Below are 26400 nucleotides of genomic sequence, written 5' to 3'. Positions count from 1 at the left end.
TCACCTTTCACGATGCACGGAGGCGGCTGCCAGGGACTCCAGTTCGGTCACCGCGGAGGCCTGGAGTCCGGCCTCGCGCAGGGCCCGGACCGCGCCGGCGTGGCGATCGCGGATTATCTCCTCGATGACGGCGGGGGCTCCGGTCGCCCGGACCACGTCCCGCAGTTCGGCGAGGTCGTCCGGGCCGAGCTGCTCGACTCCGTAGAGCTGGTCCAGACGTGCGTGCTGCTCGGGGTCGGCCAGTTTCCGGGCGACGGCGATGAGCGCCGTGGGCTTGCCCTTCCGGGCGTCGTCCGAGGCGTCCTTGCCGGTCAGCTCGGACGTACCGAACAGGCCCATCAGGTCGTCGCGCAGCTGGAAGGCCTCGCCCACCAGCAGCCCGAACGTGTCGTACGCCGCCAGCACCGCGTCGTCCGCGCCGGCGAGGGCACCGCCGATCTGCAGGGGGTAGCGGACGGTATAGCTCGCCGTCTTGTGCCGGATGATCTTCAGAGCGTCGCTGAGGAGCCCGCCGCGCGTCTCGCCGACGACATCGAGGAACTCCCCGTACACCGCCGACGTGCGCAGCCGGGCGAACAGCTGTCGGGCACGCTCCCGCCTCGTCACCAGCGGGCTGCCGTGGAACATCTCCTCCGACCAGACCAGGCAGGCGTTCCCGGTGAGGAGCGCGCCGCTCTGTCCGAACGCCCGGCTCTCACCCCGCCAGCCCTGCGCGGCGTGCCACTTGTCGAGAGCCAGGTGGATGGTCGGCCGGCCGCGCCGCAGGTCGCTGTTGTCGATGATGTCGTCGTGGATCAGAGCCGCTGTGTGGAAGAGTTCCAGCGCCGCCGCGACGGTGATGACGTCGGGGTCGTCCGGGGATCCGCCCGCCCCGCGCCACCCCCAGTAGCAGAAGAGCGGCCGGATCCGCTTTCCGCCGTTCATGGTGAAGTCCCGCAGCGTCGTCAGCACTTCGCGGGCAGCCGGATCGTTCTCCCCGGCTATCCGTTCCCGGAGGAAGGCGTCGAGGCTGCCGTTGACCCGCGAGGTGACCGCCGCGCTTTCGGTCCGCTGGTCCGTGAGGGTCACTTGCCGCGCCTGACGACCTTCATCGGGAGCTCCCCGGGGACCAGGGCTCCCATGGCTATCGGTTTCACGGGCTCACCCGTGATGGGCTGCACGGACCACCGCTGCAGCAGTGTGGCGAGGACGGTCTGGGTCTCGAACCAGGAGAAGGACTCGCCGATGCAGTTGCGGACACCGGCGCCGAACGGCATGAAGGCGCTGCGCGGCACCTGCTTGGCCCGCTCGGGCAGCCAGCGGTCGGGGTCGAACGCCTCCGGGTTGTCGTACACCTTCGGGTCGTGGTGCACCGCGTAGATGGAGTAGAGGACCTCGCTGCCCGCCGGGATGCGGTGACCGCCGAGTTCGGTGTCCTGGACGCACTTGCGGCCGAGCGCCCACACCGGTGGGTACAGGCGCAGCGACTCCTGGATGACCCGCCGGGTATAGTCCAGGGAGCGCAGGTCGGCGGCCTGGACAGGGCGGTCGCCGACCACCGTGTCAACCTCCTCCTGCATCCGGCGCTGCACCTCGGGGTGGCGGCCCAGCAGCATGCAGGCCCAGCTCATGGCACTCGGCGTGGTCTCGGACCCCGCGGTCAGGAGCGTCATGAACTCGTCCTGGATCTGCTTGTCGGTCATCGACTTGTTGCCCTCGTCACGCGCGGTGAACAGAAGGTTCATCAGGTCGTCGGTGCCGTCGCCGGTGCCCTTGGCCCGGTGGTCGGCGATGATGCGGCGCCCCATCGAGTAGAGCCGGCCTATCGCGCTGTGGAACTCGCGGCTGGACCGGGTGGGAATGCGGTCCAGGAGGGCGGGGGGAATGGCCGCGCGCTTCTCGACCCCGGAGATCACGACGGGCATGGACCGGTAGACCTCGGCCACGTCCTGTTCCACCATGTCCGTGGAGAACAGCGCCTTGATGACGATGCGCACGGCGAGTTCGTAGAACATGTTGTACATGCCGACGCGCTGACCGTCCCGCCAGGTGTCGAACTCGTCGGTCGCCGACTCGCGCATGATGTCGACGTAGGTGGCGATCTTCTCGTGGTGGAAGGCCGGCTGCATCAGCAGGCGCTGCCTGCGGTGGAAGTCGCCTTCCGACAGCAGGATCCCGTTGCCGAGCAGCGGACGCGCCTGGTCGAACTGCATGCCCTTTTCGAAGGACTTGGCCTTGCGGACGAGGATGTCGTAGAGCATGTCGTGGTCGCTGACCACGTAGGCCTGCTTGGTGCCGAGCCGGATCCGCACCAGGCCGCCCTGCTCGCTCACGCTCTGGAAGAACCGCAACGGGTTACGGAACATCTGAACGGCGTGACCCGCGAGGGGAATGCGCCCCGGCATGGCGGGAACGTGCGGTGCGGCGGTCGCGAGAGCCATGGTTCTTGCCTCCGTGGAATGGGAACGGCGGGTGGTGGGGCGCCGCGCGCCTCAGGACCAGGTGACCGGCAGTTCTGCGAGGCCCCGGAAGACGAAGCCGCCCGGCAGATGGCGTGGTTCGAAGCCGTCCGCGAGGCGCAGCCCCGGGAGCTTGTCCGCCAGCGTCTCCAGGGCGATCCGGCTCTCCAGCCGGGCGAGCGCGGCCCCCACGCAGAAGTGGATGCCGAGGCCGAACCCGAGGTGGCGCGGCGGGCCCTGCCGGTCGAGCCGGAAGGTGTCGGGGTCCTCGACCCACTCCGGGTCGCGTCCCGCGGCCGCGAACATCACGCGGAGCCGGGCCCCTTCGGGGACTTCGGTGTCGCCGACCCGCAACGCCCCGGTGGCCACACGGGGAGCGCCCTGGACCGAGGAGTCAAAACGCAGTGTCTCCTCCACGGCCGCGGCGGCGAGGTCCCGGTTCTTGACGACGGCTTCCCACAGGTCACGGTCGCGCAGCAGCTGGTGGACCGCGTTGGAGATCAGGTTGGTGGTCGTCTCGTGGCCCGCCGCGATCATCACGCGGAGGGCCACCACGGCGTCCTCCACGGTGCAGACCGGATCGTCGGCGTCGGCGGCCCGCACCAGCTCGGTGAGCAGGTCGTCGGCCGGTTCCAGGCGACGGCGTTCCAGCAGGTCGAGGACGTACTTCTCGTAGGTGACCACGTTGCCGGCGCAGTGCACCTGCTGTTCCGGCGGGAGCGGGACGACCTGGAGGGCGAGCCAGTCGTTGTTCCAGGCCTTGACGGTGGCCCGGTCCTCCTCCGGGATGCCGATGATGTCGCAGATCACCGTCATCGGCAGCGGGTAGGCGAACTCCTGGAGGAGGTCGCCTCCGCCCTTCGCCACGAGGTCCTCGACGAGCCGCGCGGCGATCTCCTGGATCGACGCCTGCCGGCGTCGCAGCGCCCGGGGGGAGAAGTACTCACTGATGAGGTTCCGGAACCGGGTGTGAGCCGGCGGGTCCACGTTGTAGAGAGCGACCCGGAAGAACAGGGAGCCGTCCAGGATCTTCTTGGCCTCGGGGCAGAAGGGATACGAGCCGTCGAGGTTGTAGCGGCTCGTGAACCGCTCATGGTCCCGTTGCACGGCCTCGATCTCGGCGCGGCCCGTGACGATCCATTCGTCGAGCCCGGTCTGGTGAGCGACCGGCTGTTCCTTTCGACCACGGGCGAAGGCCGCGTACGGGCACTCGGTGTACTCCACGGAGAGCGGGTCGAAGAGTTCCGCCGCGGCATTGTCGGATGACATCGGGAGCGCTGGCCTCCTACTTTCGGGCGGTCACCGGCCGCCGGAGGGCGGCGGGCCGCACCCGCACGATCGGGCTCAAGGATCACCGACGCGCTCACCGGGTGTCTTCGGCCAAGAGGCCAGATCGGGACACCCGGCCAAAGGCGAGGTAGGACGGTTTCCTGGCCCCCGGACCAGGAAACGCCGCCGGGCGCCGTCCCCGGTGGGGGACGGCGCCCGGCGCGGGCCGGCTGACCCGGCCCAGGAGGTTGCCGCTCTTCGGCGGACTACACCCCCGCGGGTTCCGGCTGCTCCGAGTCCGCGGGCCGGGAGGCGTCCCCGGCCTTCGCCGCGCGCTTCTTCGCCCGGCGCTCCTTGCGGAGTTCGAACATCGCGTACAGCGTCGGGACCAGCAGCAGCGTCAGCAGGGTCGACGTGACCAGGCCGCCGATCACGACCACGGCCAGCGGCTGGGCGATGAAGCCGCCCTCGCCGGTGATGCCGAGGGCCATGGGCAGCAGGGCGAAGATCGTCGCCAGGGCGGTCATGAGGATCGGGCGCAGCCGGTGCCGGCCGCCCTCGATCACGGCCTCGACGACGCCGTATCCCTGCTTGCGGTACTGGTTGATCAGGTCGATCAGCACGATCGCGTTCGTCACCACGATGCCGATCAGCATCAGCATGCCGATCATGGCCGGGACGCCCATCGGGGTGCCGGTGGCGATCAGCAGGCCGATCGCGCCGGTCGCCGCGAACGGGATGGAGACGAGCAGGATCAGCGGCTGGACCAGGGACTTGAAGGTGCCGACCAGCAGCATGAACACGATCGCGATGGCCGCCAGCATCGCCAGGCCCAGGTTGGCGAACGCCTCGTCCTGGTCCTCGGAGACCCCGCCGATCGACGCGGTGGCGCCGTCCGGAAGCTTCAGCGCCTCGATCTTGGACTGGAGCTGGGTGCTGACCGCGCCGGTGTTGTCGCCGGTCGGCTTCGCCGTGATGGTGGCGGCGCGCTGGCCGTCGATGCGGGTCATCGAGACCGGGCCGTCGACCAGCTTCACCGTGGCGATGTCGCCGAGCTTCACCTTGCCGCCCAGACGCAGGTCCTGGAGCTGCTTCAGGGTCGTGGCGGGCTTCGCCGAGCGGATGACGACGTCGCGCTCGGTGTCGTCCAGGATCGCCTTGGCCGCGGTGGTGCCGCGAACGGCCTGGGCGACGGCGGCGCCGAGCGTCTGGTCGTCGAAACCGGCCGCGGCCGCCTTGTCGGTGGCCTTGACCGAGATGCGCGGCACGCTGGTCGCCAGGTCGCTGGTGACGTCCGTGACGTCGTCGAGGGAGGCGACCGTCTTGCGGACCTCCTCGGACGCCGTGCGCAGCACGCCCGCGTCGGCGGCCTTCACGACCACGCTGAGGTCCTGGCTGGCGAAGCCGTCACCGGCGGCGACGGTGGTCGTGCCGATGCCCTTCAGTCCGGCCAGGCCCTTCTCGATGCTGTCCTGCACGTCCGCGTGGGACGCCGAGTCGTCCAGCATCACCTGGTACGAGGCCTGGTTGCTGTCCGTGCCGCCGCCGAAAGCCGCCATGAAGCCGGACGAGCCGATCGTGACCTGGTAGTCCTTCACGCCCTCGGTGCCGGCGAGCAGCCGCTCGACCTTCTTCGCCTGGGCGTCGGTGGCGGCCAGGCTGGTGCCGGGCTTCAGCTCCTGCTTGACGGTGAGGACTTCCTGCTCGCCCTGGTCGAAGAAGTTGGTCTTCAGCAGCGGCGCCATGCCGAACGTGCCGACCAGGACGACGATCGCGATGGCCACGCTGGTGAGGCGGCGGCGGGTCGCGAAGCGCAGGACCGGGACGTAGACGCGCTGGAGGCGACTCTTGGCCTCCTTCTCCTCGGCGAGGCGGCGCGCCTCGTCCGCGTCCTCGGGGGTGCCCTTCGGTGGCCGCAGGAACCAGTACGACAGCACCGGTACGACCGTCAGGGAGACGAGGAGGGACGCCAGCAGCGCGGCCGTCACGGTCAGGCTGAACGAGCCGAACAGCTCGCCCACCATGCCGCCGACCAGACCGATCGGCAGGAACACCGCGACCGTGGTGAGCGTCGAGGACGTCACCGCGCCGGCGACCTCGCGCACGGCCTGGAGGATCGCCGAGTGGCGCTCCTCGCCGTAGCCGAGGTGGCGCTTGATGTTCTCCAGGACCACGATCGAGTCGTCGACGACCCGGCCGATGGCGATGGTCAGGGCGCCCAGTGTGAGGACGTTCAGCGACAGGTCGCGCGTCCACAGCACGATCAGGGCGAGGACGACGGACAGCGGGATGGACACCGCGGTCACGAGGGTCGAGCGGATCGAGGCCAGGAAGACCAGGATCACCAGGACCGCGAAGAGCAGACCGAGCGCGCCCTCGGTGGTCAGGCCCTTGATGGACTTGGACACGGCCGGGCCCTGGTCGCTGACGACCGTGAGGGTCGCGCCGGAGCCGAGGTCCTGACGCAGGTCCGGGAGCTTGTCCTGGACGGCGTCGGAGATGGCGACCGCGCTGCCGTCGCGGTCCATCGTCACGGCGACGGAGAGGCTGGGCTTGCCGTCGGTGCGGGTGATGGAGTCGGCCGGGGCCTCCTGCTGCTTCACCGTGGCGACGTCGCCGAGGCGCACCGGCTTGCCCTTGCCCGGCTCGCCCGTGACCATCAGGTCCTTGATCTGCTCGACCGAGGTGAAGCCGCCGCCGACCTGCACGGTGCGGTTGGCGCCGTCCTCGTCGAAGGAGCCGGCCGGGACGGTCGCGCCGCCCGCCTGGAGCGCCTGGGAGAGGGACTGCGAGGTCAGACCGGCCTTCGCGAGCTCGGCGTCGTCGGGCGTGACGGTGACCTGGACGTCGCGCACACCGTCGACGGTGACCTGGCCCACGCCGTCGATGCTCTTCAAATCCGGCACGACGGTCTTGTCCAGCTGGTCGGCCAGGGCCTGCTGGTCGCGGCCGGAGGTGACGGCGAGGACGACGGTCGGGATGTCGTCCGTGGAACCGGCGACGACCTGCGGGTCGACGTCGTCGGGGAGCTGGACGCGGGCCCGGTTGACGGCCTGCTGGACGTCGGCGACCAGTTGCTCGGTGCCGTTGCCGTAGTCGAAGGACGCCATGATCACGGCGTTGCCCTCGCTGGCGGTGGAGGTGACGCCGCTGATGCCGTCGACAGCTTCGAGGGCGTCCTCGATGGGCTCGACGACCTGCTTCTCGACCACGTCCGGGGACGCGCCCTGGTAGGGCGCCAGCACGGACACCATGGGCAGTTCGATGGTGGGCAGCAGCTGCTGCTTGAGCTGGGGTATCGCGATCGCCCCGAAGACGAGCGCGATGATCGACATCAGCCCTATCAGGGCCCGTTGCGCGAGGCTGAATCTCGACAGCCAGGACATGGGTGAGGATCTCTCTTCTGTTTAGCGGCAGAAGCGGCAGCGGGCGCGCAGATGAGCGCCCGCCCCTACACCCTGGGCCATGGGGGAACCGGGTTTCGTAGGCCCCAGGTCCATTTCCTTATGCGGCGCATACTCCGGCCGCAGTACGCCCGAGGAGGGCTCACTCCACCCTCGGGCGGACCAGACCCGACTCGTACGCGGTCACCACGAGCTGGGCCCGGTCCCGGGCGCCCAGCTTGGCCATGGCCCGGTTGACGTGCGTCTTCACGGTCAGCGGGCTGACTTCGAGGCGCTCGGCGATCTCGTCGTTGGAGTGCCCGCCGGCGACCTGGACGAGCACCTCGCGCTCCCGGACGGTGAGCGAGTCGAGCCGTTCGCCGCGCGCCGGGTCGCGGTCGCCGTCGGCCGGGTCGTCCGTGGCGAGGAACCGGGCGATCAGACCCGTGGTGGCCGCCGGGGAGAGCAGGGCCTGGCCGCCGGCCGCGGTACGGATGGCGGTCAGCAGTTCCTCGGGTTCGGAGCCCTTGCCGAGGAAGCCGGAGGCGCCGGCGCGCAGCGACTGCACGACGTAGTCGTCCACCTCGAACGTCGTCAGGATGACCACCCGGACGTCGGCGAGATCCGGGTCGGCGCTGATCATGCGGGTCGCGGCGAGGCCGTCGGTGCCGGGCATGCGGATGTCCATGAGGACGACGTCGGCCTGCTGCTCCTTCGCCAGCCGGACCGCTTCCGCGCCGTCGGAGGCCTCGCCCACCACCTCCATGTCGGGCTCGGAGTCGACGAGCACGCGAAAGGCGCTGCGCAGGAGCGCCTGGTCGTCGGCGAGCAGGACACGGATGGTCATGCGGGGTCCTCCCCGGTGGATGTGCGGTTCTTGACCGGCAGGATGGCATGGACGCGAAAGCCGCCGCCGTAGCGGGGACCGGTGGTGAGCGTGCCGCGCAGGGCGGTGACGCGCTCGCGCATACCGAGCAGTCCGTGGCCGCCGCCGTCCTGGGTCTCGTGCTCGCCGCTGCCGTCGTCGAGCACGGTGATCTCGATGTTCGGTCCGACGCGTACGACGCTGACCTCCGCCTTGGCCTGGGGCCCGGCGTGCTTCTGCACGTTGGTGAGGGCCTCCTGGATGATCCGGTAGGCGGCCAGGTCGACCGCCGCCGGGAGGCTGGTGCCCTGGTCGGCGCGGGCGACCTCGATGTGCAGGCCGGCGCTGCGGAAAGTACCGGTGAGTTCGTCGAGGCGGTCGAGGCCCGGGGCCGGTTCGGTCGGGGCCTCCGGGTCGCCGGACTGCCGGAGCAGGCCGACGGTGGCGCGCAGTTCGTTGAGCGCGGAGCGGCTGGCCTCACGGACGTGCGCGAGGGCCTCCTTGGCCTGGTCGGGGCGCTTGTCCATGACATGGGCGGCGACCCCGGCCTGCACGTTGACCAGGGCGATGTGGTGGGCGACGACGTCGTGCAGGTCCCGGGCGATGCGGAGGCGTTCCTCGGCGACCCGGCGGCGGGCCTCCTCCTCGCGGGTGCGTTCCGCCTTCTCGGCGCGTTCCCTGATCGCCTGGACGAATGCGCGGCGGCTGCGGACGGCGTCTCCGGCGGTGGCGCCGATGCCGGTCCAGGCGAAGATGCCGAGGTTCTCCTGGGCGTACCAGGGCAGGGGGCCCGCCGCCATGGCGGCGCCGGTCAGCACGGTCATGGTGAGCAGGCCGACGCGCCAGGTGGTGGGGCGGTCGGTGGTGGAGGCGACGGTGTAGAGGGCGATGACGGCGGACATCGCGACGGGGGCGCGGGGGTCGCCGGTGACGGACTCGATGACGGAGAGGGCGCCGGTGACGGCGAGGACCGTCATGGGGGCCCGGCGGCGGAAGACCAGGGCCGCGGCGCCGAGGGTCATGAGGAGGAGGCTGAGCGGGTCAGGGGTGCGCAGGGCCCAGCTGACACTGTCCCGGTGCCGGGGTTCCACGAACGAACCGGCGACCATGCAGACCAGGACGGCGGTGGCCAGGACGGCGTCCATCGCCAGGGGATGCGCTTTGGCCTGGCATCGGGCCCGCGCGAGGGTGCTCACGGGTGTTCACGGTAGCCGGACCGGCTGTGGCTGTGTGGTGTGAGGTGCCCGGCGGCAGGCCCGAGGTCGGGTGGGCCCCATGCCCGCAGCCGGTTCACCCCGGAATCAGGCCGTCGTCGCTGAGGAGCTCCCGGACTTCCTCCAAGGTCGCGTCGGGAGACGGGAGGATCAGTTCCGACGGCTCCAGGGAGTCGTCCGGGAGACGTTCGCCGAGGTCGCGGACCCTCGTGAGGAGGGCCTGGAGGGTGCGGCGGAAGCCGGGGCCGTCGCCGTTCTCCATTTCCGCCAGGAGTTCGTCGTCGAGCTTGTTCAGCTCGGCGAGGTGGCCGTCGGCCAGGATCACCTGGCCCTCCCCCATGATCCGTACGATCATGTCGCCCTCCTAGGCGTGGACCCCTACTGCTTGTCGAAGCGCGGGGTGTCCTGCGGCTGCTGCTGAGACTGCTGCCCGTTCGAGCCGCCTTCGATGGCCTGCTGCCCGCTGCTGGAGCCTCCGGCCAGCTCGGCCTTCATGCGCTGCAGTTCCAGCTCTACATCCGTACCACCGGAGAGCCGGTCCAGCTCGGCCTGGATGTCGTCCTTGTGCATGCCGGAGGGGTCGTCGAGGGCACCGGAGGCGAGCAGCTCGTCGATGGCGCCGGCGCGGGCCTGGAGCTGGGCCGTCTTGTCCTCGGCGCGCTGGATCGCCAGGCCGACGTCGCCCATCTCCTCGGAGATGCCGGAGAAGGCCTCGCCGATCCGGGTCTGCGCCTGGGCCGCCGTGTACGTGGCCTTGATCGTCTCCTTCTTGGTGCGGAAGGCGTCGACCTTGGCCTGGAGCCGCTGGGCCGCGAGGGTGAGCTTCTCCTCCTCGCCCTGGAGCGTCGCGTGCTGGGTCTCCAGGTCGGTCACCTGCTGCTGGAGCGCGGCCCGGCGGGAGAGCGCTTCGCGGGCCAGGTCCTCACGGCCCAGCGCGAGCGCCTTGCGGCCCTGGTCCTCCAGCTTGCCGGACTGCGACTGCAGCTGGTTCAGCTGGAGTTCCAGGCGCTTGCGGCTGGTCGCCACGTCGGCGACGCCGCGGCGGACCTTCTGGAGCAGCTCCAGCTGCTTCTGGTACGAGTAATCGAGGGTCTCGCGCGGGTCCTCGGCCCGGTCAAGGGCCTTGTTCGCCTTCGCGCGGAAGATCATCCCCATACGCTTCATGACACCGCTCATGGGCTTCGCGCGCCCCCTTCTGACCGACTCCGGTTCCAGCTCCAGCGACAGAACCCACAGTACGGGCCCTGCATCCATTACCGCACTGTTCGGGGACGGATGCGCTCATCCCCAAGGACGACTGCGTGCGCTCCCGCTCCGGCGTAGGGAGTAGGTGGTCCCCGGGGTTACCGGAGCCGTACGCCCCGGGAAACATCCGGAGGCGTACGCAACGTCCCCTCTGTCCCCTTACTGACGACTGGTGTTGCCGGATCGTTCCCCACCGGGCTGGGGTCCATGCCCGGAAGCCCTTACCCTTGGGTTTTGTGTTCCGTAGCCGTGCGAAGGATGAGAAGGCCCAGGACGCCGACAAGGCGCCGGTGAACTTCTCCAAGCAGCCCCGCGACCCCCAGGCCCCCAAGGGCCGCCCCACGCCGAAGCGCAGCCAGGCCCAGAGCCAGCGCCGCAGCGTGGCCAACACGTCGATGACGCGCAAGGAGGCCGCCAAGCGGCAGCGTGAGGAGCGCCGCAGCGCGCTGGAGCGGCAGCGCCAGGCGCTGGCCAGCGGCGACGAGCGCTACCTGCCCGCCCGTGACAAGGGGCCGGTCCGCCGGTTCGCGCGTGACTTCATCGACTCGCGGTTCAACATCGCGGAGTTCTTCCTGCCGATGGCCGTGGTCATCCTCGTGCTGAGCATGGTGCGGGTGGCGGCGCTGCAGAACATCGCGCTGCTGCTGTGGCTCGTGGTGATCGTGCTGATCGTGCTCGACTCGTTCGTCACGGGCTTCCGTCTGAAGAAGCAGCTGGCCGAGCGCTTCGCGGGTGAGAACAAGCGCGGCGCCGTCGCCTACGCCCTGATGCGCTCTCTCCAGATGCGCCGGCTCCGGCTGCCGAAGCCGCAGGTCAAGCGTGGAGAACGGCCCTGACCACGACGCCGTTCTCCGGGGGTGCGGCGGATGCCTGGCTGGACAAGCTGGGCGGGCTGCGCGATGTCGTCCGGCAGGAGCTGGTGGCCCGCCAGCTGGACGAGCAGATAGTGGCCAGGTTCCCGGTCGGGCAGCGGCTGCGGGTGCTCGACGTGGGGATGGGCCAGGGCACGCAGGCGCTGCGGCTGGCCCGGGCCGGGCACCAGGTGACCGGCCTGGAGCAGGACGCGACGATGGTCGCCGCGGCCCGGAAGTCCCTCGCCGGGGAGCCGGAGGGCATCCGGGAGCGGATGCGGATCATCGAGGGCGACGGCCGGGACACCGGTGTGCACTTCCTGCCGGGCAGTTTCGACGTGGTGCTGTGCCACGGCGTCCTGATGTACGTGGAGGAGCCCGACCCGCTGCTGGCAGGCCTCGCCCGGATGCTGGCGCACGGCGGGCTGCTGTCGCTGCTCGTGCGCAACGGCGACGCGCTCGCGATCCGGCCGGGTCTGTCCGGCGACTGGTCCGGGGCGCTGGCGGCCTTCGACACGGTCTCCTACCGGAACCGGCTGGGGATGGACGTACGCGCCGACCGGCTGAAGGACCTGACGTCGACGCTCGCCGGGATCGGGGCGCCGCTGCACGCCTGGTACGGGGTGCGGGTGTTCACCGACACGGCGGCGGACGGCGCGGAGGTCCCGGCCGACGTGGAGACGCTGCTCGCGGTGGAGGAGAAGGCCGGGCGGACGGATCCGTACCGCGGGGTGGCGGCGCTGCTGCATCTGTGCGGCGTGCGCGGCTGACCCGCGGAGGAGGGGCGGGGACCGTCGGCCCCCGCCCCGCCGGGCTCACGCCTCGGCGGCGTGCAGACTCATCGGCCCGTAGATCTCCGTGGCGTCCTCGAACAGCCGCACCTGATCGGCGCCGCCCACCTGGAGGGCCTTCCAGTGCTCCCCGATCCAGGACTCGGCGTCCCCCTGGGTGGGGAACTCCTCCGGCGGCACCGCGGGCTGGACCTCCGTCCCGTCGGTCTTCTCGAACCGCCACGTCCATGCCGCCATGTACGCCTCCCATGTGTGTGAGCACACTGCACAGCGAAAAGCCGGATCTTGGTCCGGCTCCCTCTCAGAGCGTAAGCGCTCCGCCGGGTGGGGCGTTACAGGGCTTGCGGGGGTGCGGGTCATCGGCCGGGTGCCGGCTCGCGGGGGTTGCTCGCGCAGTTCCCCCGCGCCCCTCCAGGGGCGTCTCCATCACGCATGTTCCATGCTCGCGGGTGAGAATCGGGGCGTGGAACTCACTCTGCTCGGCACCGGCGCCCCCGCGGGGCTCCCCCGCCCCGACTGTCCCTGCGCGGCCTGTGCGGCCGCCCTCGGCCCCGACGCGCGGGCGGCCACCGCGCTGCTCCTGGACGGGACGCTGCTGCTCGACCTGACGCCGGGCGCGGCGTTCGCGGCGGCGCGGGCGGGCCGTTCCCTGACCGGTGTCCGGCAGGTGCTGCTGTCGCATCCGCACGACGGGCCGGCGGTGGAGGTGCCCGCGGGGCTTCCGCAGCCCGGACGGGTGCCGGACGGGCGGGAGTTGACGCTGCTGACAGGGCACCGGGTGCGGGCGGTGGCGCTGGACGCGCCGGGCACGGGGTACGCGGTGACCGGTCCGGAGGGGCAGCGGCTGCTGTATCTGCCGCCGGGCGGGGCGCCGGCGGGCCTGGAGGGGCCGGCCGAGTCGTACGACATGGTCCTGGCGGACGTCGTGGGGCGGCCGGACGCGCTGGCGAAGCTGCGGGCGGTGGGGGCGGTCGGGCCGACGACCGACGTGGTCGCCGTCCATCTGGACCACGACGCGCCGCCCGGACCGGAGCTGGGGCGGCGGCTCGCGGCGGCCGGGGCCCGGGCCGTGCCGGACGGGGTGACGCTGGTGGTGGGGGCGTACGAGGAGGTGCCTGACGTGCCGCGGCGGACGCTGGTGCTGGGCGGGGCGCGGTCGGGCAAGTCGGTGGAGGCCGAGCGGAGGCTGGAGGCCTTCCCCGACGTGCTGTACGTGGCCACGGGCGGGTCGCGCAACGGCGACACGGAGTGGTCCTCGCGGGTCTCGGCCCACCGGGAGCGGCGGCCGGGGTCGTGGCAGACGGTCGAGACCTGCGACCTGGTGCCGTTGCTGGAGGCGGAGGGGCCGCCCCTGCTCATCGACTGTCTGTCGCTGTGGCTGACGGACGCGATGGACGCCGCCGGGGCGTGGGACGACGCGGTGTGGGCGGAGCGGGGCGAGAAGGTGCTGCGGGAGCGCGTGCGGGAGCTCACGGCGGCGGTGCGGGTCACCCGGCGGACCGTGGTCGCCGTGTCGAACGAGGTGGGGTCGGGGATCGTGCCGTCGACGGCGTCGGGGCGGCGCTACCGGGACGAACTCGGCCGGCTGAACGCAGGGTTCGCGGACGAGTGCGAGCACGTGCTGCTGGTGGTGGCGGGGCAGGCCGTGGTGCTGCGGGGCTGACAGGGCCCCTCGGCCGCCCGTGCGCCGGGTTACGGGGCTTTGCGGGCGATGACCCGGTACGTGTTGGCGAAGCGCGTGCGGCGGGCGACCGGGGCGATGAGGTGGTCGGCCAGCGCGGCCACGGCCACCAGGGGCAGGCCGTGGTGCTGCGGGGCTGACAGGGCCCCTCGGCCGCCCGTGCGCCGGGTTACGGAGCTTTGCGGGCGATGACCCGGTACGTGTTGGCGAAGCGCGTGCGGCGAGCGACCGGGGCGATGAGGTGGTCGGCCAGCGCCGCCACGGCCACCAGGGGCAGGCCGGCGCGGAGCAACGCGGTACGGGCGTGCCGCTGGACGGGGGGCGGCGGGATGGCCCGCCAGGGGGTGTCCGGGGCCGGCAGGGCGTGCGAGAGGGCCAGGGACGTGGCACCCGCGAGGTCGTGGGGGACGTGGACCGGGCGGTGGTCGAGCGTCAGGATCTCGCAGCCGGCCGACTCCAGATCCGCGCGGACGTTCTGCGGGGGCAGGAGGTGGAGGTGACGCGGCTGGTCGTAGGGGAGCCACCAGCGGCCCAGCAGGGCCGCGAAGACGCTGCGGGGGCTGAGGGTCTCGATGAGCAGGTGGCCGCCCGGGCGCAGGACGGCGAGGGCGGCCCGGAGTTCCGCCCGGGGGTCCGGCGTGCCCTCCAGGTGGTGGAGCATGCTGACCACGTCGTAGCGGGCGCGCAAGGGGCCGGCGATGCCGGGGTCCGTCAGGCGGCCGACGTGGGCCTCCTCGACGCGCTCGGCCGACCGGGCGCGGACCACGCGCGGGGTGGGGTCCAGGCCGTCGAAAGCCGTGTACGGGAAGAACTGCCGGGCCGTGGAGGGGAAGCGGGCGTGGCCCGTCCCGACGTCGAGCCAGCTCTCCGGTTCGCCGCAGCGGATCATGGCGCGGGCAGCCGAGCGGTGGCGGCGCGGGCTGCTCCGCAGGGCGAGCAGGCCGTCGCTCGCCGGGTCCCTGGGCGCTTCGCGTGCGGTGCGGTGGTAGAGGGCCAGGCCTTCCAGGGTGAGGCGGGGGTTCTGGAAGGTGTGGCCGCAGTCCCGGCAGGCGTCGACGGTGAAGCCGCCCGGCTTGTACTGCCGCAGGTCACCGGTGCGCAGCCGGTTGCGCAGCCGGCCGGAGCCGCACCAGGGGCAGTCCTCGCGGCGCGGTTCGTGGACCCGTGCGGTCGTCTGGAGGGCGGGGGGTGCGGAGGAGGCGGGATGTGCGGGCATGGGCGGCTCCCGGGGGCGACGGCGTACGGCGGGGACGTACGGCGGGGACGTCGCACCTACCACGTACGACAATCCGCTGCAAAACGGAACGTATGGGATGCCGATCTTCGGTGCAACGACGTCCCCCCGACCGAGTGGTGATGTGGCGCCGTGCTGTTCGACCGGGGCCGGTACTGTTCGGCGAATGAGCTCGCTTAATCTCGACGACTTCACCGATCTGATCGAGCGTCCGGACGGCGGGATCCGCCGTGACGCCGAGGCGCGCCGGGAGCGACAGATCGTGCCGCCCGGGTCGCTGGGCCGCCTCGACGAACTGGGTGAGTGGCTGGCGGCGGCGCAGTCGGCCGTGCCGGTGCGGCCGGTCGAACGGCCGCGGGTGGTGCTCTTCGCCGGTGACCACGGCATCGCCGAGCTGGGCGTCTCGGCCCGCGCGGCGGGCAGCGCCGGGGAGTTGGTGCGCGAGGTGCTGGAGGGCGGCCGGCCCGTGTCGGTGCTGGCCCGGCGGCTGGGCGTGCCGGTGCGGGTCGTCGACATGGCCCTGGACTGCGACCCCGAGACGCTGCCCGAGGACGTCGTACGGCACCGGGTGCGGCGCGGCAGCGGGCGGATCGACATCGAGGACGCGCTGACCCTTGAACACGCCGAGGCCGCGTTCCGGGCGGGGATCGCGGTGGCCGACGAGGAGGCCGACTCGGGCACGGACCTGGTGGTGCTCGGCGATGTGAGCGTCGGCGGGACCACGGCGGCGAGCGTGCTGGTCGCGGCGTTGTGCGGCGTTGACGCGTCGGTCGTCACCGGGCGCGGCGGGCTGGCGATCGACGACCTGGCGTGGATGCGCAAGTGCGCGGCGATCCGCGACGCGCTGCGCAGGGCCCGGCCGGTGCTAGGGGACCAGTTGCAGCTGCTGGCGACGGTGGGCGGCGCCGACCTCGCCGCGATGACGGGCTTCCTGCTGCAGAGCGCGGTACGCAAGCTGCCGGTGGTGCTCGACGGGGTCGTGACGGCCGCGTGCGCGCTGGTCGGGCAGCGGATCGCGTTCCGGGCGCCGGACTGGTGGCTGGCCGCGCACGACAGCGGGGAGCCGGGGCAGGCGAAGGCGCTGGACCGGATGGCCCTGGAGCCGCTGCTGGCCCACGGGGTGACCGTCGGCGAGGGTGCGGGCGGTCTGCTGGCACTGCCACTCGTGCAGGCCTCGGCCGCGCTGGCGGCGGAGCTGCCCGAGAAGCCCAAGGAGTCCGAGGCGCCGGCCGAGCCGGAGGCGTCGGAGGCGCCCGCCGAGCAGTAGCACTCCCGAGATCCAGGTCACTCACGCCTGGCTCAACTTCGTCCCGTTCCGGTCGGTCCTGGAACGTGGTGTCGGTTTGACTGAGTCGCAGACACCCTCAGACACCGCCGCGTACGGACGAGGACGACCGCCGGATGACCACGCTCGCCCGCTGGGCCCGCGCCGAATGGGGACGGCTGTACGCCGCGGTGCGCGGGCCGCTGGCCGAGCGGCGGTGGCGGGCCGTGCCGCTGGCGGTCGGGGCCGTGTGCCTCACGGCCGTACTGCACCTCGTGCACGGCCAGGCGTGGGGCTACCGGTTCGTGCAGAACGCCGGCGGGGTGCGGGCCGCGGACCCGTTGTGGCCGACGCTGCTGCGGACCCCGCTGTCGCTGTTCGTGCCCGCTCTGGACCTGCCGGTCTGGGGCGCGCTCGTGCAGATCCTGCTGGTGTTCGGCATCGCCGAGCTGTGCCTGGGCCGGTGGCGGACGCTGGCCCTCGCCTACGTGGCGACGCTTGCGGGCACGCTGTACGCACGCCTGGGCATCCGGCTGGGCCCGCACTCCCCGCTCGGCCTGCCCGCCTCGGACGCCTGGGTCGTGGACACCGGGCCGTCGGCGGCGGTGGTGGGGCTGGCCGTCTTCCTCGGGTGGCGCTACCGGGCGTACGTCACGGCCTCGGTGGTGATCGTGGCAATGGTGGCCGAGGTGGTGCTGAAGGAGAACCTCGCCGGCAAGGAGCACCTCGCCGCGATCATGGCGGTGCTGGTGCTGTGCGGGGTGGGCGAGGTGCGTCAGCGGCGTTCGAGGGACCGGGCCGGTTCGGGGTCGGGCGCGCCGCCGAGCCAGTCGTGAAAAGCCCGCGAGGGGGTCACCCAGCGCCGGTCGTGGCGGTAGGAGCGCAGGGCGGACCTGGCCCGGGCGCGGGGGCGGTTCCGGTAGAACCGTTTGGCCCACGGGGAGGTGGGCCGGGCCAGCCGCAGGGCTGCGACCAGGGCGACGAGCGGGATGATCGCACCGAGGACGGCCAGCCGGACCTTGCCCTTGAACAGGGCGATGAGGGCGAACAGGAAGTTCGCCAGGACGGTCACGAGGGCGACGGCGCGATTCTGCTGCTGGTCCTCATTGAGGTCGTTGACGCCCAGCGGCGAGAAGCCGATCAGGAGCAGGCCGACGAGGGACGCGGTGAGGACGACCATCTCCACGCTCTTGCGGCCGTCCGGCGTCCAGTAGACGTCGGCGAGGTGCAGGACCAGGGCGAACTCGTCCAGGACGAGGCCCGCGCCGATGCCGAAGATGACGGCGGCCAGCGCCGAGCCGAAACCGTACTGGCCGCCGGCGACCGCGCCGAAGCCGCCGACGATCGTCAGGATGACGCCGGGGACCACGTGGTGGACGTGGACGCCTCCGCTGCTGACGTTGCCGAAGGGGCCCTTGCCCGCCCGGATGAGGCGGGTGATCACCCGGGTGATCAGGAAGGTCAGGACGAAGGAGATGAGAGCGAGGAGCAGCGGCAGCTTGCCAGGTTCCATGATGTTCCGCTCGAACCATCCCATATGCGCACTTTATCCTCGGGCGCCGTGCTCGCTCTCCTGACCGGCCGGTAGCCTGCGCCGGTGCCCGCAACCTCGCCCCTCGACGGCCTCCGCTTCGCCTTCGGCACCCTCACGGTGATCCCGGTCCGGGTGACGCGGTGGGACCGGGAGGCCGCCCGCGGCGGCATGCTGTGCGCTCCGCTGGCGGGGCTTGCGGTCGGCGCCGCCGCCGCCGGGCTCGGGCTGGTGCTGCTGTTCCTCGGCGTGGGTGCGCCGCTGGCCGCCGTGGCGACCGTCGCCGTCCCGGCCGTCCTCACCCGGGGGCTGCATCTCGACGGGCTCGCGGACACCGCCGACGGGCTGGGCAGCGGGAAGCCCGCCGAGGACGCGCTGCGGATCATGAAGCAGTCGGACATCGGGCCCTTCGGGGTGATCACCCTCGTCCTCACTCTGCTCGCGCAGGTCGCCGCGCTCACCCAGGCGTACGACGCCTCCTGGGCCCGGGGCGCGTGCGCCGCCGTCGTCTCCGCGACCCTCGCCCGGCTGGCCCTGACCCTGGCGGCCCGGGCCGGCGTGCCGGCGGCGCGGCCGGAGGGGCTGGGGGCGGCCGTCGCGGGGGTGGTGCCGCTGCGGGGGGCGGTGCTCGCCGCCCTGGCCGTCGCGGGGGCCGCTGCGGCGGCCGGTGCTCTCTTCGGGCCGTACGGACCGGTCCGCGCCGTACTCGCGGTCGTCCTCGCCCTGGCCGCCGCCGAGGCGCTGCTCCGCCACTGCACGCGCCGCTTCGGCGGGGTCACGGGGGACGTCTTCGGCGGTCTGGCGGAGACGGCGGCGACCACGGCGCTCATCGTTCTGTCACCGGGCTGAAACGATCTTCCCGTCCCCCTCCTGCACGGGCCGCCCAGCCGCTAGCTTCCTGCCCGACACACAAGTGATCGGGGGACGTTCATGCCGAAGCTGCGCCGTGCCACGGCCTGGCTGGTCGATTTCGCGTTGATGGTGGCGCTGGCCTCGGCGCTCGCCGTACTCACCTTCCACCGGGTCTCCGCACTCGTCACCGACGTGCCCGAACTGGCCACCCGGGGCGGTTTCGACCTGCTGACCTCGCGCGGCGACGTGCTCGACGCCTCCCAGGACCTGGGGCTCTCGCTGTGGAACAAGTCGGTGCTGTACGTCGAGCAGGCCTTCGGGCTGCTGGTGCTGACGGTGTTCCTCTACCAGTGGGCGTGCCTGGCCCTGGCCGGGCGCACCGTCGGCAAGGCCCTGACCGGGCTCAAGGTCACCCCGAACCTCCCGCCCCGGGTCCGGGCGGCGCGGCGGGCCGCGGTCACCACCGCCGCGGACGTCGCCGTGTACGCCGTGGCCTGCGTGCTGCTCGTCGAGGGGCAGATCGTGCTGTCCGTCCTGGTGTGGGCGGTCGCGGTGGTGCTGTTCCTGGTGAACGCGCTGCCGGTCCTCTCCCCCGGCCGCCGGTCCCTCGCCGACCGGGTCGCGGGCACGGCGGTCACCGGCATCGGGTTCAGCAGGCCCGTCGCCACGCCCCCAGTTCGTACTTTTTGAGCAGCGAACTGAGCTTCAGGCGGCGGGAGTCGGCGCAGAAGCGGCCGGTGGGGACCTCGTACTCGACATGGAAGACGGCCTTGCCGGACTCGACGAACGGCTTGAGGGCCGCGCACTCGCGGTACTGGGCGCACTGCTCGTTGACCGCGAAGTCGAAGTCCCCGACCAGTTCCGGGATCTGGTCCAGGTCGTTCTTCAGACCGACGGCCAGGCCCCGGTCGTGGGCCAGGCGGGCGATGAGGCGGTTGTAGCGGAGCTGGTCGGTGGCCGTGAGCGGGAAACCGGTGTCGTTGCGGTAGCCGTCCATGTTGTCCGGCTCCACCGCGTCGAAGCCCTTGGCGCGGCACATGTCGATCCGGGCCGCCATGAGTGGTTCCAGGACGTCGGTGCGGCGGATGTCGAGCCAGCGCTCGCCCTTCCAGCCGTTGCCGCGCCCGAGCACGGCCTTCGGGAACTTCCCGGCGTCCGGGCGGAACTCCTCCCAGGCGCCGGTGGAGAGGTAGCAGATGACCTTGCGGTCCTCGCGGTGCAGCCGGGCGACCGTTTCCTCGGAGTGGTCGAAGCCGTCGATGTCGTAGACCGGCACGTCGACGGAGGTGTCCAGGCGTCCGCTGAGCTGCCACTGCCAGGCGGTGCCGGGGCGGGGCTGCCAGCGGGGGCCGGGCTTGTCGTCGGGGGGCGGGGTGCAGCCCGCGAGCAGCAGGACGAGCAGGGCGGTGAGCAACAGCGGGCGTCTCACGGAAGGTTCTCCAAGGTATGCGGCAGAGTGCCCCAAGGATGATCTCCGGTGCCGGGCACCGCGCAGTGCACCGCCGCGCCCCGCGCCCGGGCCAGACCCTCCGGGTCGGCTCCGGGCGGCACGCCGTGGACGAGGTGGCACAGCCGTACGTCCGTGCCGCCGGGCCGGGGTTGCGGGGGCAGGGCGCGGTACGCGGCCCAGGGGCCCTCGAAGGTGACGAGCACGTCGGCGATGCGGGCGTAGCAGGGGTGCGGTGCCGTGCCGTGGTTGAGGACGAGGGTGGCGCAGCCGACGCCCCAGGCCGCGACCGCCAGCTTCTGGTAGTGCTCGAACTCCTCCGGCCCGGACGGCACCTGGTCGAGGAAGGCGCCGTCGGTGCCGTACCAGTCGCGGTGCCGGGTGAGGTCGCGGACGACCTCGGTGGCGGCGCGGCGGCCGTAGCCGGTGTCGGCGTACCCGAGGACCCGCACGCCCGCGGCCCGCAGCCGGGCGGCGACCTCGGCGAAGGCCGTGTCGGGGCGGTCGCCGGGGCCGCTGGCCGGGTTGAGGACGACCCCGTACAGGCGGGGCGCCGCCGCGACGATCGCGTCCCATTCGGCGGGGCGGACGGACGGGTGCTCGTAGTACGGGACCAGGAGAGTGCTCATCGGTGGGCGGTTGCCCTTCCCAGCAGATGGCACACCAGGGCCGCCTGGACGGCGGCCGCCGTGCCGTACACGACCGCTGCTCCCACGTGCGGATCGCCGGTGCGGGTGACGAGGAGCAGGGTCTGCACCAGGGCCGCGGCGCAGCACACCGCCGTGGCGCCGGTCACCGCGCCGAACGACTGGAGCAGCAGGCCCGTCCACAGGACCACGCCCAGCAGGAGCAGCCCGGCCGCCCTGACGCCGCCCGGCAGCGGGGCGTGCGGCCACAGGGCGGAGGCCGTGAGGCTCAGCGCGAGCAGCACGGCGAGGTAAGCGGCCAGGCACCGCACGACCGTCCGGACCGTGGTCCGCCGGAAGTCGCGGGGGGTGCTGCTGGAGCGCAGGCCGGCGAGGCTGCCGCTGCGGAAGCGGTACAGCAGCCACTCGGCGGGCCCCATGCTGAGGGTGAGCGCCACAGCGGCGGGCGCGGCGACCGCACCGGCCGACGCGCCGGCCAGGACGTCGCCGAGCGCCGCGTACAGCACGAGCACACCGGTGGCGAGCCCGAACAGGGCGTACGGCAGGGAGCCCGTGAGCCGGGGTGCGGCGGGGCGCCGGTGGGCGGGGAGGGTGCCGAACGCGCCGAACGGGAGCAGGGCGACGAGGCCTGACGTCCAGCCCTGCCCGCCCTTGAGGGCGGGTGCCACCTCGCGCAGCCCGAGCACGGCGACCGCCGCCAGCGAGCCCAGCAGCAGGGCCGGACCCGCGGTCTCGGGCAGCGGGTCGGCGAGTGACCAGACCGCGCCCGCCGCCATCGGTGCGAGGGCGAGCAGCAGGAGCCGCTCACGGCCCATCACCAGCAGGACGGTCGCCGCGGCCAGGTAGCAGGACTGCCCGGCGGCGAAGGCGACCACCGCCGGGGCGGAGCCGCCCGCGAACGACACGGCGACCAGGGAGCCGAGCAGCGCGCCCGCCGGGGCGCCGAGCAGCAGGGCGCGCCGGGCGGCGGGCCGGTCGCCGAGCCCCAGCCACGCGTACGCGCGGTGGGCGAGGCCCTGGTTCCAGGTCCAGCCGCACAGGGCCCCCGCCAGCAGCGGGACCGTGCCCGCGGGCAGGCCGTGGTCGCCCGGGCCGGTGAACAGGGGCGCGCCGAGGACGTAGGCGAGTCCGGGCAGGGCGAAGACGACGCCGCGCAGCAGGCAGCCGAGGAGGCCGGTCTGCCAGGGGTCGGGGGCGGGGCCGTCGGGCTCGGGGTAGCGGCGTTCGACGCGTTCGTAGAGGGTCTCGGCGAGCGCGAAGGAGTTCTTCAGGCCGTACCGCTCGCGTATCTGGTCGTCGGAGAGGCCGTCGGACTCCAGGAGCGCCGCGATCTCGTCGGGGTGGACCGCCGCGGCTATGAAGTCGTCGAGGCGCTCGGTGAGTTCGTCGACGGGATCGGGCTGGGCCCAGCTGGGGGTGCGCTGCCGCTGCCGGGGGATGCCGGGCAGGGCGTCCGGGCGGGAGCCCGGGGGCAGCCAGACGCTTCCGCTCACCAGCCGGCCCCTCCCCCGGACTCCGTCCGGGGGGACCCCCAGACCGCCGTGGACGCGTACCAGGGGTCGCGCAGCTCCAGGGTCCAGTCGGCGACGGTCTCCAGCGTCGGCTCGTACACCTCGTCCTCGCCCGCGAGTTCCTTGTAGATCGTGCGGAAGGCGTCCACCGAGCGGCGCAGCGTGAACCGGTCGATGACGCGCTGACGTGACAACTCGCCCAGTTCGAGGCGTCGTCGATCGTCCTTGAGCAGGGTCAGCGCGGCGGCGGCCATCTTCTCCGGCTCGCGCGGCGGGACGACCAGGCCCGTGTCGCCGACGGCCTCGCGCACCCCGCCGACGTCCGTCGACACCGTCGTACGGCCGCAGGACATGGCCTCGATGATGGAGAACGGGAAGCCCTCGGAGATCGACGACAGCATGACGAGGTGCCCGGCCGCGTAGGCGCGCCAGACCTCGGTGATGCGGCCCTCGAAGGTGAGGCCGTCGGTGACGCCCAGTTCGGCGGCGAGCTTCTCCAGCCGGGTGCGGTAGGCCTCGCCGCCGGGCGGGACCGGGCCGAAGAGGCGGAGCCGGGCCGCCGGGATCTCGGCGCGCACCATGGCGTAGGCGCGGATCAGGGTCTCCAGGTCCTTGATGGGGTCGATCCGGCCGCACCAGGACAGGGTCGGGACCTCGGGCTCGGGGCCCGCGTGCGGGAAGGCGGCCGGGTCGACGCCGTTGTAGACCGTGCGGATCTTGCCCGCGTCGGCGCCGCCGCGCTCTTCCCAGCGGCGGTTGTACTGGTTGCAGGGGGTGATCAGGTCGGCGGCACGGTAGCCGTAGGAGTTCAGCTCGCGGTAGAAGCCCAGCATGAAGGCCTTCACGGGCCAGCGCTGGGCGTCGCGCCGGTAGCCGAGGTAGCGCTCGCGCAGGTAGATGCCGTGCTCGGTGAGCAGGAACGGCACACCGTCCAGGTGGCGGGCGGCGAGCGCGGGCAAGGTGGCGAGGCCGCTGCTGACGGCGTGCGCGACGGAGTCCTCGGGGATGCGGACACCGAGCGGGCGCAGCGCGTGTTCCAGCAGGTCGGTCGCGGTCAGCGCGTCGTGCACGGTGGGGCGGGCGGCGGCCGTCGGCAGATGCGGCATCGTCCATATCCACATCAGGGACCGCAGCGCCGACTCGGTGCGCAGCGCCGCCGGCAGCAGTCCGTCCCGGGCGAGTCCGGCCAGTTCGTCCAGGGATTCGCCGAAGTCGGCGTGCGAGCCGGGGTCCAGGAAGGAGAGCAGGAAGCGCTCGTAGCTCTCGGTGAAGCGGCGGCGGGCCCTGCCGTACGGGGGTCTCGCGCGGCCGGGGCGCTGGCCCCAGGTCGGGACCGAGGTGTGCGCGTAGACGTTGGGCGGCAGTTCCCAGGTGACGGGTTCCCTGCCGTTGCCGGTGAGCGAGACGATGTGGAAGTCGACCTCGGGCATGCCCTTGACGAGTTGGTCGCACCAGGTGCTGACGCCGCCGTGGACGTGCGGGTAGGTGCCTTCCGTGAGCATGGTGACATGACGGCCTGTTCGCCTCATGCGGTGTCTTCCCCCTGTGGTGCGGATGGTGTGCGGGGAACTGCTGCCCGGATCCCGAGTGCGGGCTCGTGGTGGGCTGGTCGCGCAGTTCCCCGCGCCCCTGAAGGCTCTAGGGCAATTTCAAGGTCAGAGCCGACTGGAGTGCTGCCGGGGTCGTCCAGGCCGAGCGGGCTCCCGCGTACGGGGTGCCGAAGGCGGTGGTGCCCAGGACGAGTTGCTTCTTCGTGCCCTCCGGGGCGGTCACCGGGATCTGGGTGCCCGACGGGGCGGTGACCGTGACCGTGTTCCCGATGCGGTAGGCCGTCACGCGGTTGTTCACCAGGGCCGTCTGCCAGGCGGCGCGGCGCTGCACCTCGGTGCCGATCGCGCTGTGCCGGGGGTTTTCCAGCGGGGTGTTGTCGGCGAACAGGGCCCGGTAGTCGGCGAGCACCTTCTCCATGACCGGGTAGAGCAACCGGTCCTCGGCCAGGTTGGACTGGTGCGCGTAGTGCGGCCGGGGGTCGCCCGCGAGGGCGTGTCCGAGGGCGGTGCGGGCCTCTTGCGGGACGATGTGCTCGGCGTAACCCGTGGCGGGGTCGAGCGGCTCGTCCAGACACGTCGAGGTGGGGTTGTCCTCGCAGACGCCGCTGCCGCCGTCGGCGCGCGAGGTGTAGACCCAGTTGTACTCGTCGGCCATCTCGGCCGCCGTGCCCACGTTGTAGTACACGTTCATCGGGTGGCGCGGGACGGTCAGGGCGTTGCCGACCTTCCGCTGCTCCGGCTCGCGCGAGTTGTCCGAGGCGATCCACTTGACGCCGGTGTCGGCGAGGGCACCGGCCAGGTTGGGATTGTCGTCCGGCTGCTGCGGCAGGGTCTTCAGGCCCGAGTGCTCACCGGTGACCAGCTCGGTGCGGTCGACGGGCAGGCCCTTGTTCACGGCCCAGTTGTGGTTGTCCCGGATCTGCGCGGCGATCTCGGCGCGGCTCATGTACTTCGTCGAGCCGTCGGCGTTCTTCGCGCAGCTCCACGGCACGCTGGACGTGTCCTGCACGCAGCCGAGGAAGGGGTGCGTGTAGGTGTGGTTGACCCAGCGGTACTGCGCCTTGTCGGTGAGCAGCCGGGTGGTGAGGGCGTCGGTGCCGCCGTGCTCGGCCTTCCACTCCTCGCCGGAGCCGGCGTTGAAGACCATGTCCATGGTGAAGCCGTGCTCGCGCTGCCACTGGGCGGCGTAGGCGGCGTCGTCCGCGGTCATACGGATCGGTGCGGTGCCCTCGCCGTCGCCGCCCGCGCAGTCGAAGTCGCCCGGGGTGCAGTTGCGTTCGGTGTTCCAGCGGCTGTCCGGGGCGAACACGTCGTCGACGTGCACCGCGAAGGAGTTGCGGGTCTGCCCCAGGTGCACGCCCTGGGTGAGCCACTCGACGATGCCGCGGGCCAGCAACCGGAACTGCTGCTGGTTGTTGTTGTAGGCGAAGGTCACCACCAGTTCGCGGCGGCCGTCGTGGGCGTACTCGCCGACGAGGCTGCCGCGGCCGGTGCCGCCGGGCACGGGGATGTCGACGTAGCTGGTGAAGCCGGTGCGGGGCCGGGCGACGTAGCCGTAGCTCTCCTGCACGGCCGGGGCGCCGTCCTCGAAGCGGAACGCGCCGTCGAGGTAGCCGAACGAGCCGGCCTTCCCGGCCGCGGTGACGGATGCCTCGCGGCCGTCAAGAGTGCCTGCCCAGCCACCCTCGCTGGTGTAGTCGAGGCCGACTCCCGGGTGCGCCCAGGTGTAGGCGTCGACCTGCGGGATGCCGTACGTCCGTTCGTAGGTCTCCAGCGCGGTCTGCTCGGCGGAGTCCGTGCCGAACGGGGCCTCGTTGGGCAGGACGACGCCCTGGTACTTGGCGCGGGGCCGGCCGTTCACGGTGTCGCTCAGGAACGCGGCCGTGATCCTCGGCCGGCCGGAGTCGTTCAGGTCGATGGTCGTGTACGGGATGCCCGTGCTCCTGAGCTGGGCGGTGACGGCCTTCACGGGGCTGTCGCCGTTGTCCACCACCAGCACCTTCAGATCGATGCGCGGTGCCTCCGCGGCCGCCGCCCCGGGTGCTGTCGCCCCCGCCGTGATCATGCCTGCCGCCGCCATCGCGGCGGCCGTCCTTCTCCACCCGCGCGCACGCTGCGCCATGGTTCCTCCCCCAGAAGATCCCAGGAATCCTCTTGCGTTCGAACAGAGGAGGACCCGTGGAAATCATGCAAAGCGGCGAGCAGGGCGCTCACCGGATCGGGACGAGTGTGACTCAGTTCACCGACATGGAGGATCAAGAAATGGCCACTACGCCACCGACAGGTGAACGCCCGTAGGAATGAGCGAACGGGGCCACGCGCGTAGTCTCGTCGTCGAGTGTTCGCCGCACCGGGGAAGGCCCCGTGAACCACAGACCCTGAGGTCGGAATAGGGTCGGTCGGCGATCTCCCGTCGTCCGCCCGGAGGGCGGGCCCGGCGGGGTCTGGTGCGTGCAGCTGCAAGGCGGAGGAGGGAGGCGACGCGATGGGGGTCCCTCCCGCGCGAGCGCAGCCGAGCGTGGGGGAGTCGGTGACCGACGACAACGCCGCAGATGCGCGTGCCAGACCCCGCCGGGCAGGCGGGAGATCACCGACCGACCCTTAGGGTCGGCTGTCGGGCCCGGTCG

General features: G+C 72.3%; 23 protein-coding genes. 7 read left to right on the top strand and 16 right to left on the bottom strand.

What is annotated here, in order from left to right:
• From OO68_RS31655 to OO68_RS31620, 8 genes are all read right to left on the bottom strand, one after another.
• Positions 1-1068: a polyprenyl synthetase family protein gene (locus tag OO68_RS31655; RefSeq protein ID WP_033312625.1), complete on the bottom strand. Its 1068-nt coding sequence runs from the start codon at positions 1066-1068 to the stop codon at positions 1-3.
• On the bottom strand, positions 1065-2420 hold the full coding sequence (locus OO68_RS31650; RefSeq protein ID WP_033312624.1) for a cytochrome P450: 1356 nt from the start codon (positions 2418-2420) through the stop codon (positions 1065-1067). Before OO68_RS31650 ends, OO68_RS31655 begins: the two co-directional genes overlap by 4 nt.
• 51 nt (positions 2421-2471) lie before the next feature.
• Positions 2472-3707, bottom strand: a complete 1236-nt coding sequence (locus OO68_RS31645) for a cytochrome P450 (RefSeq protein ID WP_051814880.1) — start codon at positions 3705-3707, stop codon at positions 2472-2474.
• A 266-nt stretch (positions 3708-3973) separates the two neighbouring features.
• On the bottom strand, positions 3974-7093 hold the full coding sequence (locus OO68_RS31640) for an efflux RND transporter permease subunit (protein WP_033312623.1): 3120 nt from the start codon (positions 7091-7093) through the stop codon (positions 3974-3976).
• A 160-nt stretch (positions 7094-7253) separates the two neighbouring features.
• The gene (locus tag OO68_RS31635; protein ID WP_033312622.1) at positions 7254-7937 is read right to left on the bottom strand and encodes a response regulator; all 684 of its coding nucleotides are present in this window, start codon (positions 7935-7937) and stop codon (positions 7254-7256) included.
• The gene (locus tag OO68_RS31630) at positions 7934-9151 is read right to left on the bottom strand and encodes a sensor histidine kinase (RefSeq protein ID WP_033312621.1); all 1218 of its coding nucleotides are present in this window, start codon (positions 9149-9151) and stop codon (positions 7934-7936) included. The genes OO68_RS31635 and OO68_RS31630 overlap by 4 nt, the downstream gene beginning before the upstream one ends.
• A gap of 94 nt (positions 9152-9245) precedes the next feature.
• Complete coding sequence (gene pspAA / locus OO68_RS31625) at positions 9246-9524, bottom strand: PspA-associated protein PspAA (protein WP_033312620.1); 279 nt, start codon at positions 9522-9524, stop codon at positions 9246-9248.
• Between the two features lie 23 nt (positions 9525-9547).
• Entirely contained in the window at positions 9548-10333 is a 786-nt protein-coding gene (locus tag OO68_RS31620; protein WP_268839730.1) for a PspA/IM30 family protein, read from the bottom strand.
• Between the two features lie 317 nt (positions 10334-10650).
• Here OO68_RS31620 and OO68_RS31615 point away from each other — a divergent pair, with 317 nt between their 5' ends.
• Positions 10651-11250, top strand: coding sequence for a DUF3043 domain-containing protein (locus tag OO68_RS31615; RefSeq protein ID WP_033312619.1), 600 nt, complete (start codon positions 10651-10653; stop codon positions 11248-11250).
• A gap of 83 nt (positions 11251-11333) precedes the next feature.
• The gene (locus OO68_RS31610) at positions 11334-12035 is read left to right on the top strand and encodes a class I SAM-dependent methyltransferase (RefSeq protein ID WP_033312618.1); all 702 of its coding nucleotides are present in this window, start codon (positions 11334-11336) and stop codon (positions 12033-12035) included.
• Between the two features lie 45 nt (positions 12036-12080).
• Here the strand turns inward: OO68_RS31610 and OO68_RS31605 are convergent, their stop codons facing one another.
• A complete protein-coding gene (locus OO68_RS31605; RefSeq protein ID WP_033312617.1) occupies positions 12081-12293 on the bottom strand; it encodes a hypothetical protein in 213 nt (70 codons plus the stop codon).
• Between the two features lie 226 nt (positions 12294-12519).
• Here OO68_RS31605 and OO68_RS31600 point away from each other — a divergent pair, with 226 nt between their 5' ends.
• Positions 12520-13719 carry a bifunctional adenosylcobinamide kinase/adenosylcobinamide-phosphate guanylyltransferase gene (locus tag OO68_RS31600; protein WP_033312616.1) on the top strand — a complete coding sequence of 400 codons (1200 nt, stop codon included), beginning with the start codon at positions 12520-12522 and terminating at the stop codon, positions 13717-13719.
• 187 nt (positions 13720-13906) lie between these two features.
• Here the strand turns inward: OO68_RS31600 and OO68_RS31595 are convergent, their stop codons facing one another.
• Positions 13907-14953: a class I SAM-dependent methyltransferase gene (locus OO68_RS31595; RefSeq protein WP_033312615.1), complete on the bottom strand. Its 1047-nt coding sequence runs from the start codon at positions 14951-14953 to the stop codon at positions 13907-13909.
• Between the two features lie 184 nt (positions 14954-15137).
• On the opposite strand from OO68_RS31595, the gene cobT reads away from it, so the two are divergent.
• Together cobT and OO68_RS47220 are read left to right on the top strand one after the other, a co-directional pair.
• Complete coding sequence (gene cobT / locus OO68_RS31590) at positions 15138-16238, top strand: nicotinate-nucleotide--dimethylbenzimidazole phosphoribosyltransferase (protein ID WP_033312614.1); 1101 nt, start codon at positions 15138-15140, stop codon at positions 16236-16238.
• Between the two features lie 134 nt (positions 16239-16372).
• Positions 16373-17071, top strand: a complete 699-nt coding sequence (locus OO68_RS47220; RefSeq protein ID WP_033312613.1) for a hypothetical protein — start codon at positions 16373-16375, stop codon at positions 17069-17071.
• Here OO68_RS47220 and OO68_RS31580 read toward each other — a convergent pair.
• The gene (locus OO68_RS31580; RefSeq protein WP_033312612.1) at positions 17011-17772 is read right to left on the bottom strand and encodes a hypothetical protein; all 762 of its coding nucleotides are present in this window, start codon (positions 17770-17772) and stop codon (positions 17011-17013) included. The two genes, OO68_RS47220 and OO68_RS31580, sit on opposite strands and share 61 nt — an antisense overlap.
• A gap of 60 nt (positions 17773-17832) precedes the next feature.
• On the opposite strand from OO68_RS31580, the gene OO68_RS31575 reads away from it, so the two are divergent.
• Positions 17833-18615, top strand: coding sequence for an adenosylcobinamide-GDP ribazoletransferase (locus OO68_RS31575; protein WP_033312611.1), 783 nt, complete (start codon positions 17833-17835; stop codon positions 18613-18615).
• A gap of 81 nt (positions 18616-18696) precedes the next feature.
• Entirely contained in the window at positions 18697-19308 is a 612-nt protein-coding gene (locus OO68_RS31570; RefSeq protein ID WP_033312610.1) for an RDD family protein, read from the top strand.
• On the opposite strand, the gene OO68_RS31565 is transcribed toward OO68_RS31570, so the two are convergent.
• The 5 genes from OO68_RS31565 to OO68_RS31545 all read right to left on the bottom strand — a co-directional run bounded on the left by OO68_RS31565 (position 19268) and on the right by OO68_RS31545 (position 25895).
• A complete protein-coding gene (locus tag OO68_RS31565) occupies positions 19268-20047 on the bottom strand; it encodes an endo alpha-1,4 polygalactosaminidase (protein ID WP_033312609.1) in 780 nt (259 codons plus the stop codon). The two genes, OO68_RS31570 and OO68_RS31565, sit on opposite strands and share 41 nt — an antisense overlap.
• A complete protein-coding gene (locus OO68_RS31560; RefSeq protein WP_033312608.1) occupies positions 20044-20694 on the bottom strand; it encodes a spherulation-specific family 4 protein in 651 nt (216 codons plus the stop codon). The genes OO68_RS31565 and OO68_RS31560 overlap by 4 nt, the downstream gene beginning before the upstream one ends.
• Positions 20691-22205 carry a hypothetical protein gene (locus tag OO68_RS47215; protein WP_033312607.1) on the bottom strand — a complete coding sequence of 505 codons (1515 nt, stop codon included), beginning with the start codon at positions 22203-22205 and terminating at the stop codon, positions 20691-20693. Before OO68_RS47215 ends, OO68_RS31560 begins: the two co-directional genes overlap by 4 nt.
• Positions 22202-23752, bottom strand: coding sequence for a GT4 family glycosyltransferase PelF (gene pelF, locus OO68_RS31550; protein ID WP_051814879.1), 1551 nt, complete (start codon positions 23750-23752; stop codon positions 22202-22204). Before pelF ends, OO68_RS47215 begins: the two co-directional genes overlap by 4 nt.
• Before the next feature lie 109 nt (positions 23753-23861).
• A complete protein-coding gene (locus tag OO68_RS31545) occupies positions 23862-25895 on the bottom strand; it encodes a hypothetical protein (protein WP_033312605.1) in 2034 nt (677 codons plus the stop codon).
• Between the last annotated feature and the right edge of the window lie 505 nt (positions 25896-26400).

The sequence above is a fragment of the Streptomyces iakyrus genome, from assembly GCF_000717055.1.
Lineage (GTDB): Bacteria > Actinomycetota > Actinomycetes > Streptomycetales > Streptomycetaceae > Streptomyces > Streptomyces iakyrus.
The sequence above is the reverse complement of the archived record's forward strand: the minus strand, read 5'-3'. Positions and strand labels throughout refer to the sequence as shown.

What these genes read in the sequence shown, in the direction of transcription:
- OO68_RS31650 (WP_033312624.1), bottom strand. Translation starts at nt 2,420, where the DNA reads ATGGCTCTCGCGACCGCCGCACCGCACGTTCCCGCCATGCCGGGGCGC.
- OO68_RS31645 (WP_051814880.1), bottom strand. Translation starts at nt 3,707, where the DNA reads ATGTCATCCGACAATGCCGCGGCGGAACTCTTCGACCCGCTCTCCGTG.
- OO68_RS31640 (WP_033312623.1), bottom strand. Translation starts at nt 7,093, where the DNA reads ATGTCCTGGCTGTCGAGATTCAGCCTCGCGCAACGGGCCCTGATAGGG.
- OO68_RS31635 (WP_033312622.1), bottom strand. Translation starts at nt 7,937, where the DNA reads ATGACCATCCGTGTCCTGCTCGCCGACGACCAGGCGCTCCTGCGCAGC.
- pspAA (WP_033312620.1), bottom strand. Translation starts at nt 9,524, where the DNA reads ATGATCGTACGGATCATGGGGGAGGGCCAGGTGATCCTGGCCGACGGC.
- OO68_RS31620 (WP_268839730.1), bottom strand. Translation starts at nt 10,333, where the DNA reads ATGAAGCGTATGGGGATGATCTTCCGCGCGAAGGCGAACAAGGCCCTT.
- OO68_RS31605 (WP_033312617.1), bottom strand. Translation starts at nt 12,293, where the DNA reads ATGGCGGCATGGACGTGGCGGTTCGAGAAGACCGACGGGACGGAGGTC.
- OO68_RS31595 (WP_033312615.1), bottom strand. Translation starts at nt 14,953, where the DNA reads ATGCCCGCACATCCCGCCTCCTCCGCACCCCCCGCCCTCCAGACGACC.
- cobT (WP_033312614.1), top strand. Translation starts at nt 15,138, where the DNA reads ATGAGCTCGCTTAATCTCGACGACTTCACCGATCTGATCGAGCGTCCG.
- OO68_RS47220 (WP_033312613.1), top strand. Translation starts at nt 16,373, where the DNA reads ATGACCACGCTCGCCCGCTGGGCCCGCGCCGAATGGGGACGGCTGTAC.
- OO68_RS31580 (WP_033312612.1), bottom strand. Translation starts at nt 17,772, where the DNA reads ATGGGATGGTTCGAGCGGAACATCATGGAACCTGGCAAGCTGCCGCTG.
- OO68_RS31570 (WP_033312610.1), top strand. Translation starts at nt 18,697, where the DNA reads ATGCCGAAGCTGCGCCGTGCCACGGCCTGGCTGGTCGATTTCGCGTTG.
- OO68_RS31560 (WP_033312608.1), bottom strand. Translation starts at nt 20,694, where the DNA reads ATGAGCACTCTCCTGGTCCCGTACTACGAGCACCCGTCCGTCCGCCCC.
- pelF (WP_051814879.1), bottom strand. Translation starts at nt 23,752, where the DNA reads ATGAGGCGAACAGGCCGTCATGTCACCATGCTCACGGAAGGCACCTAC.
- OO68_RS31545 (WP_033312605.1), bottom strand. Translation starts at nt 25,895, where the DNA reads ATGGCGCAGCGTGCGCGCGGGTGGAGAAGGACGGCCGCCGCGATGGCG.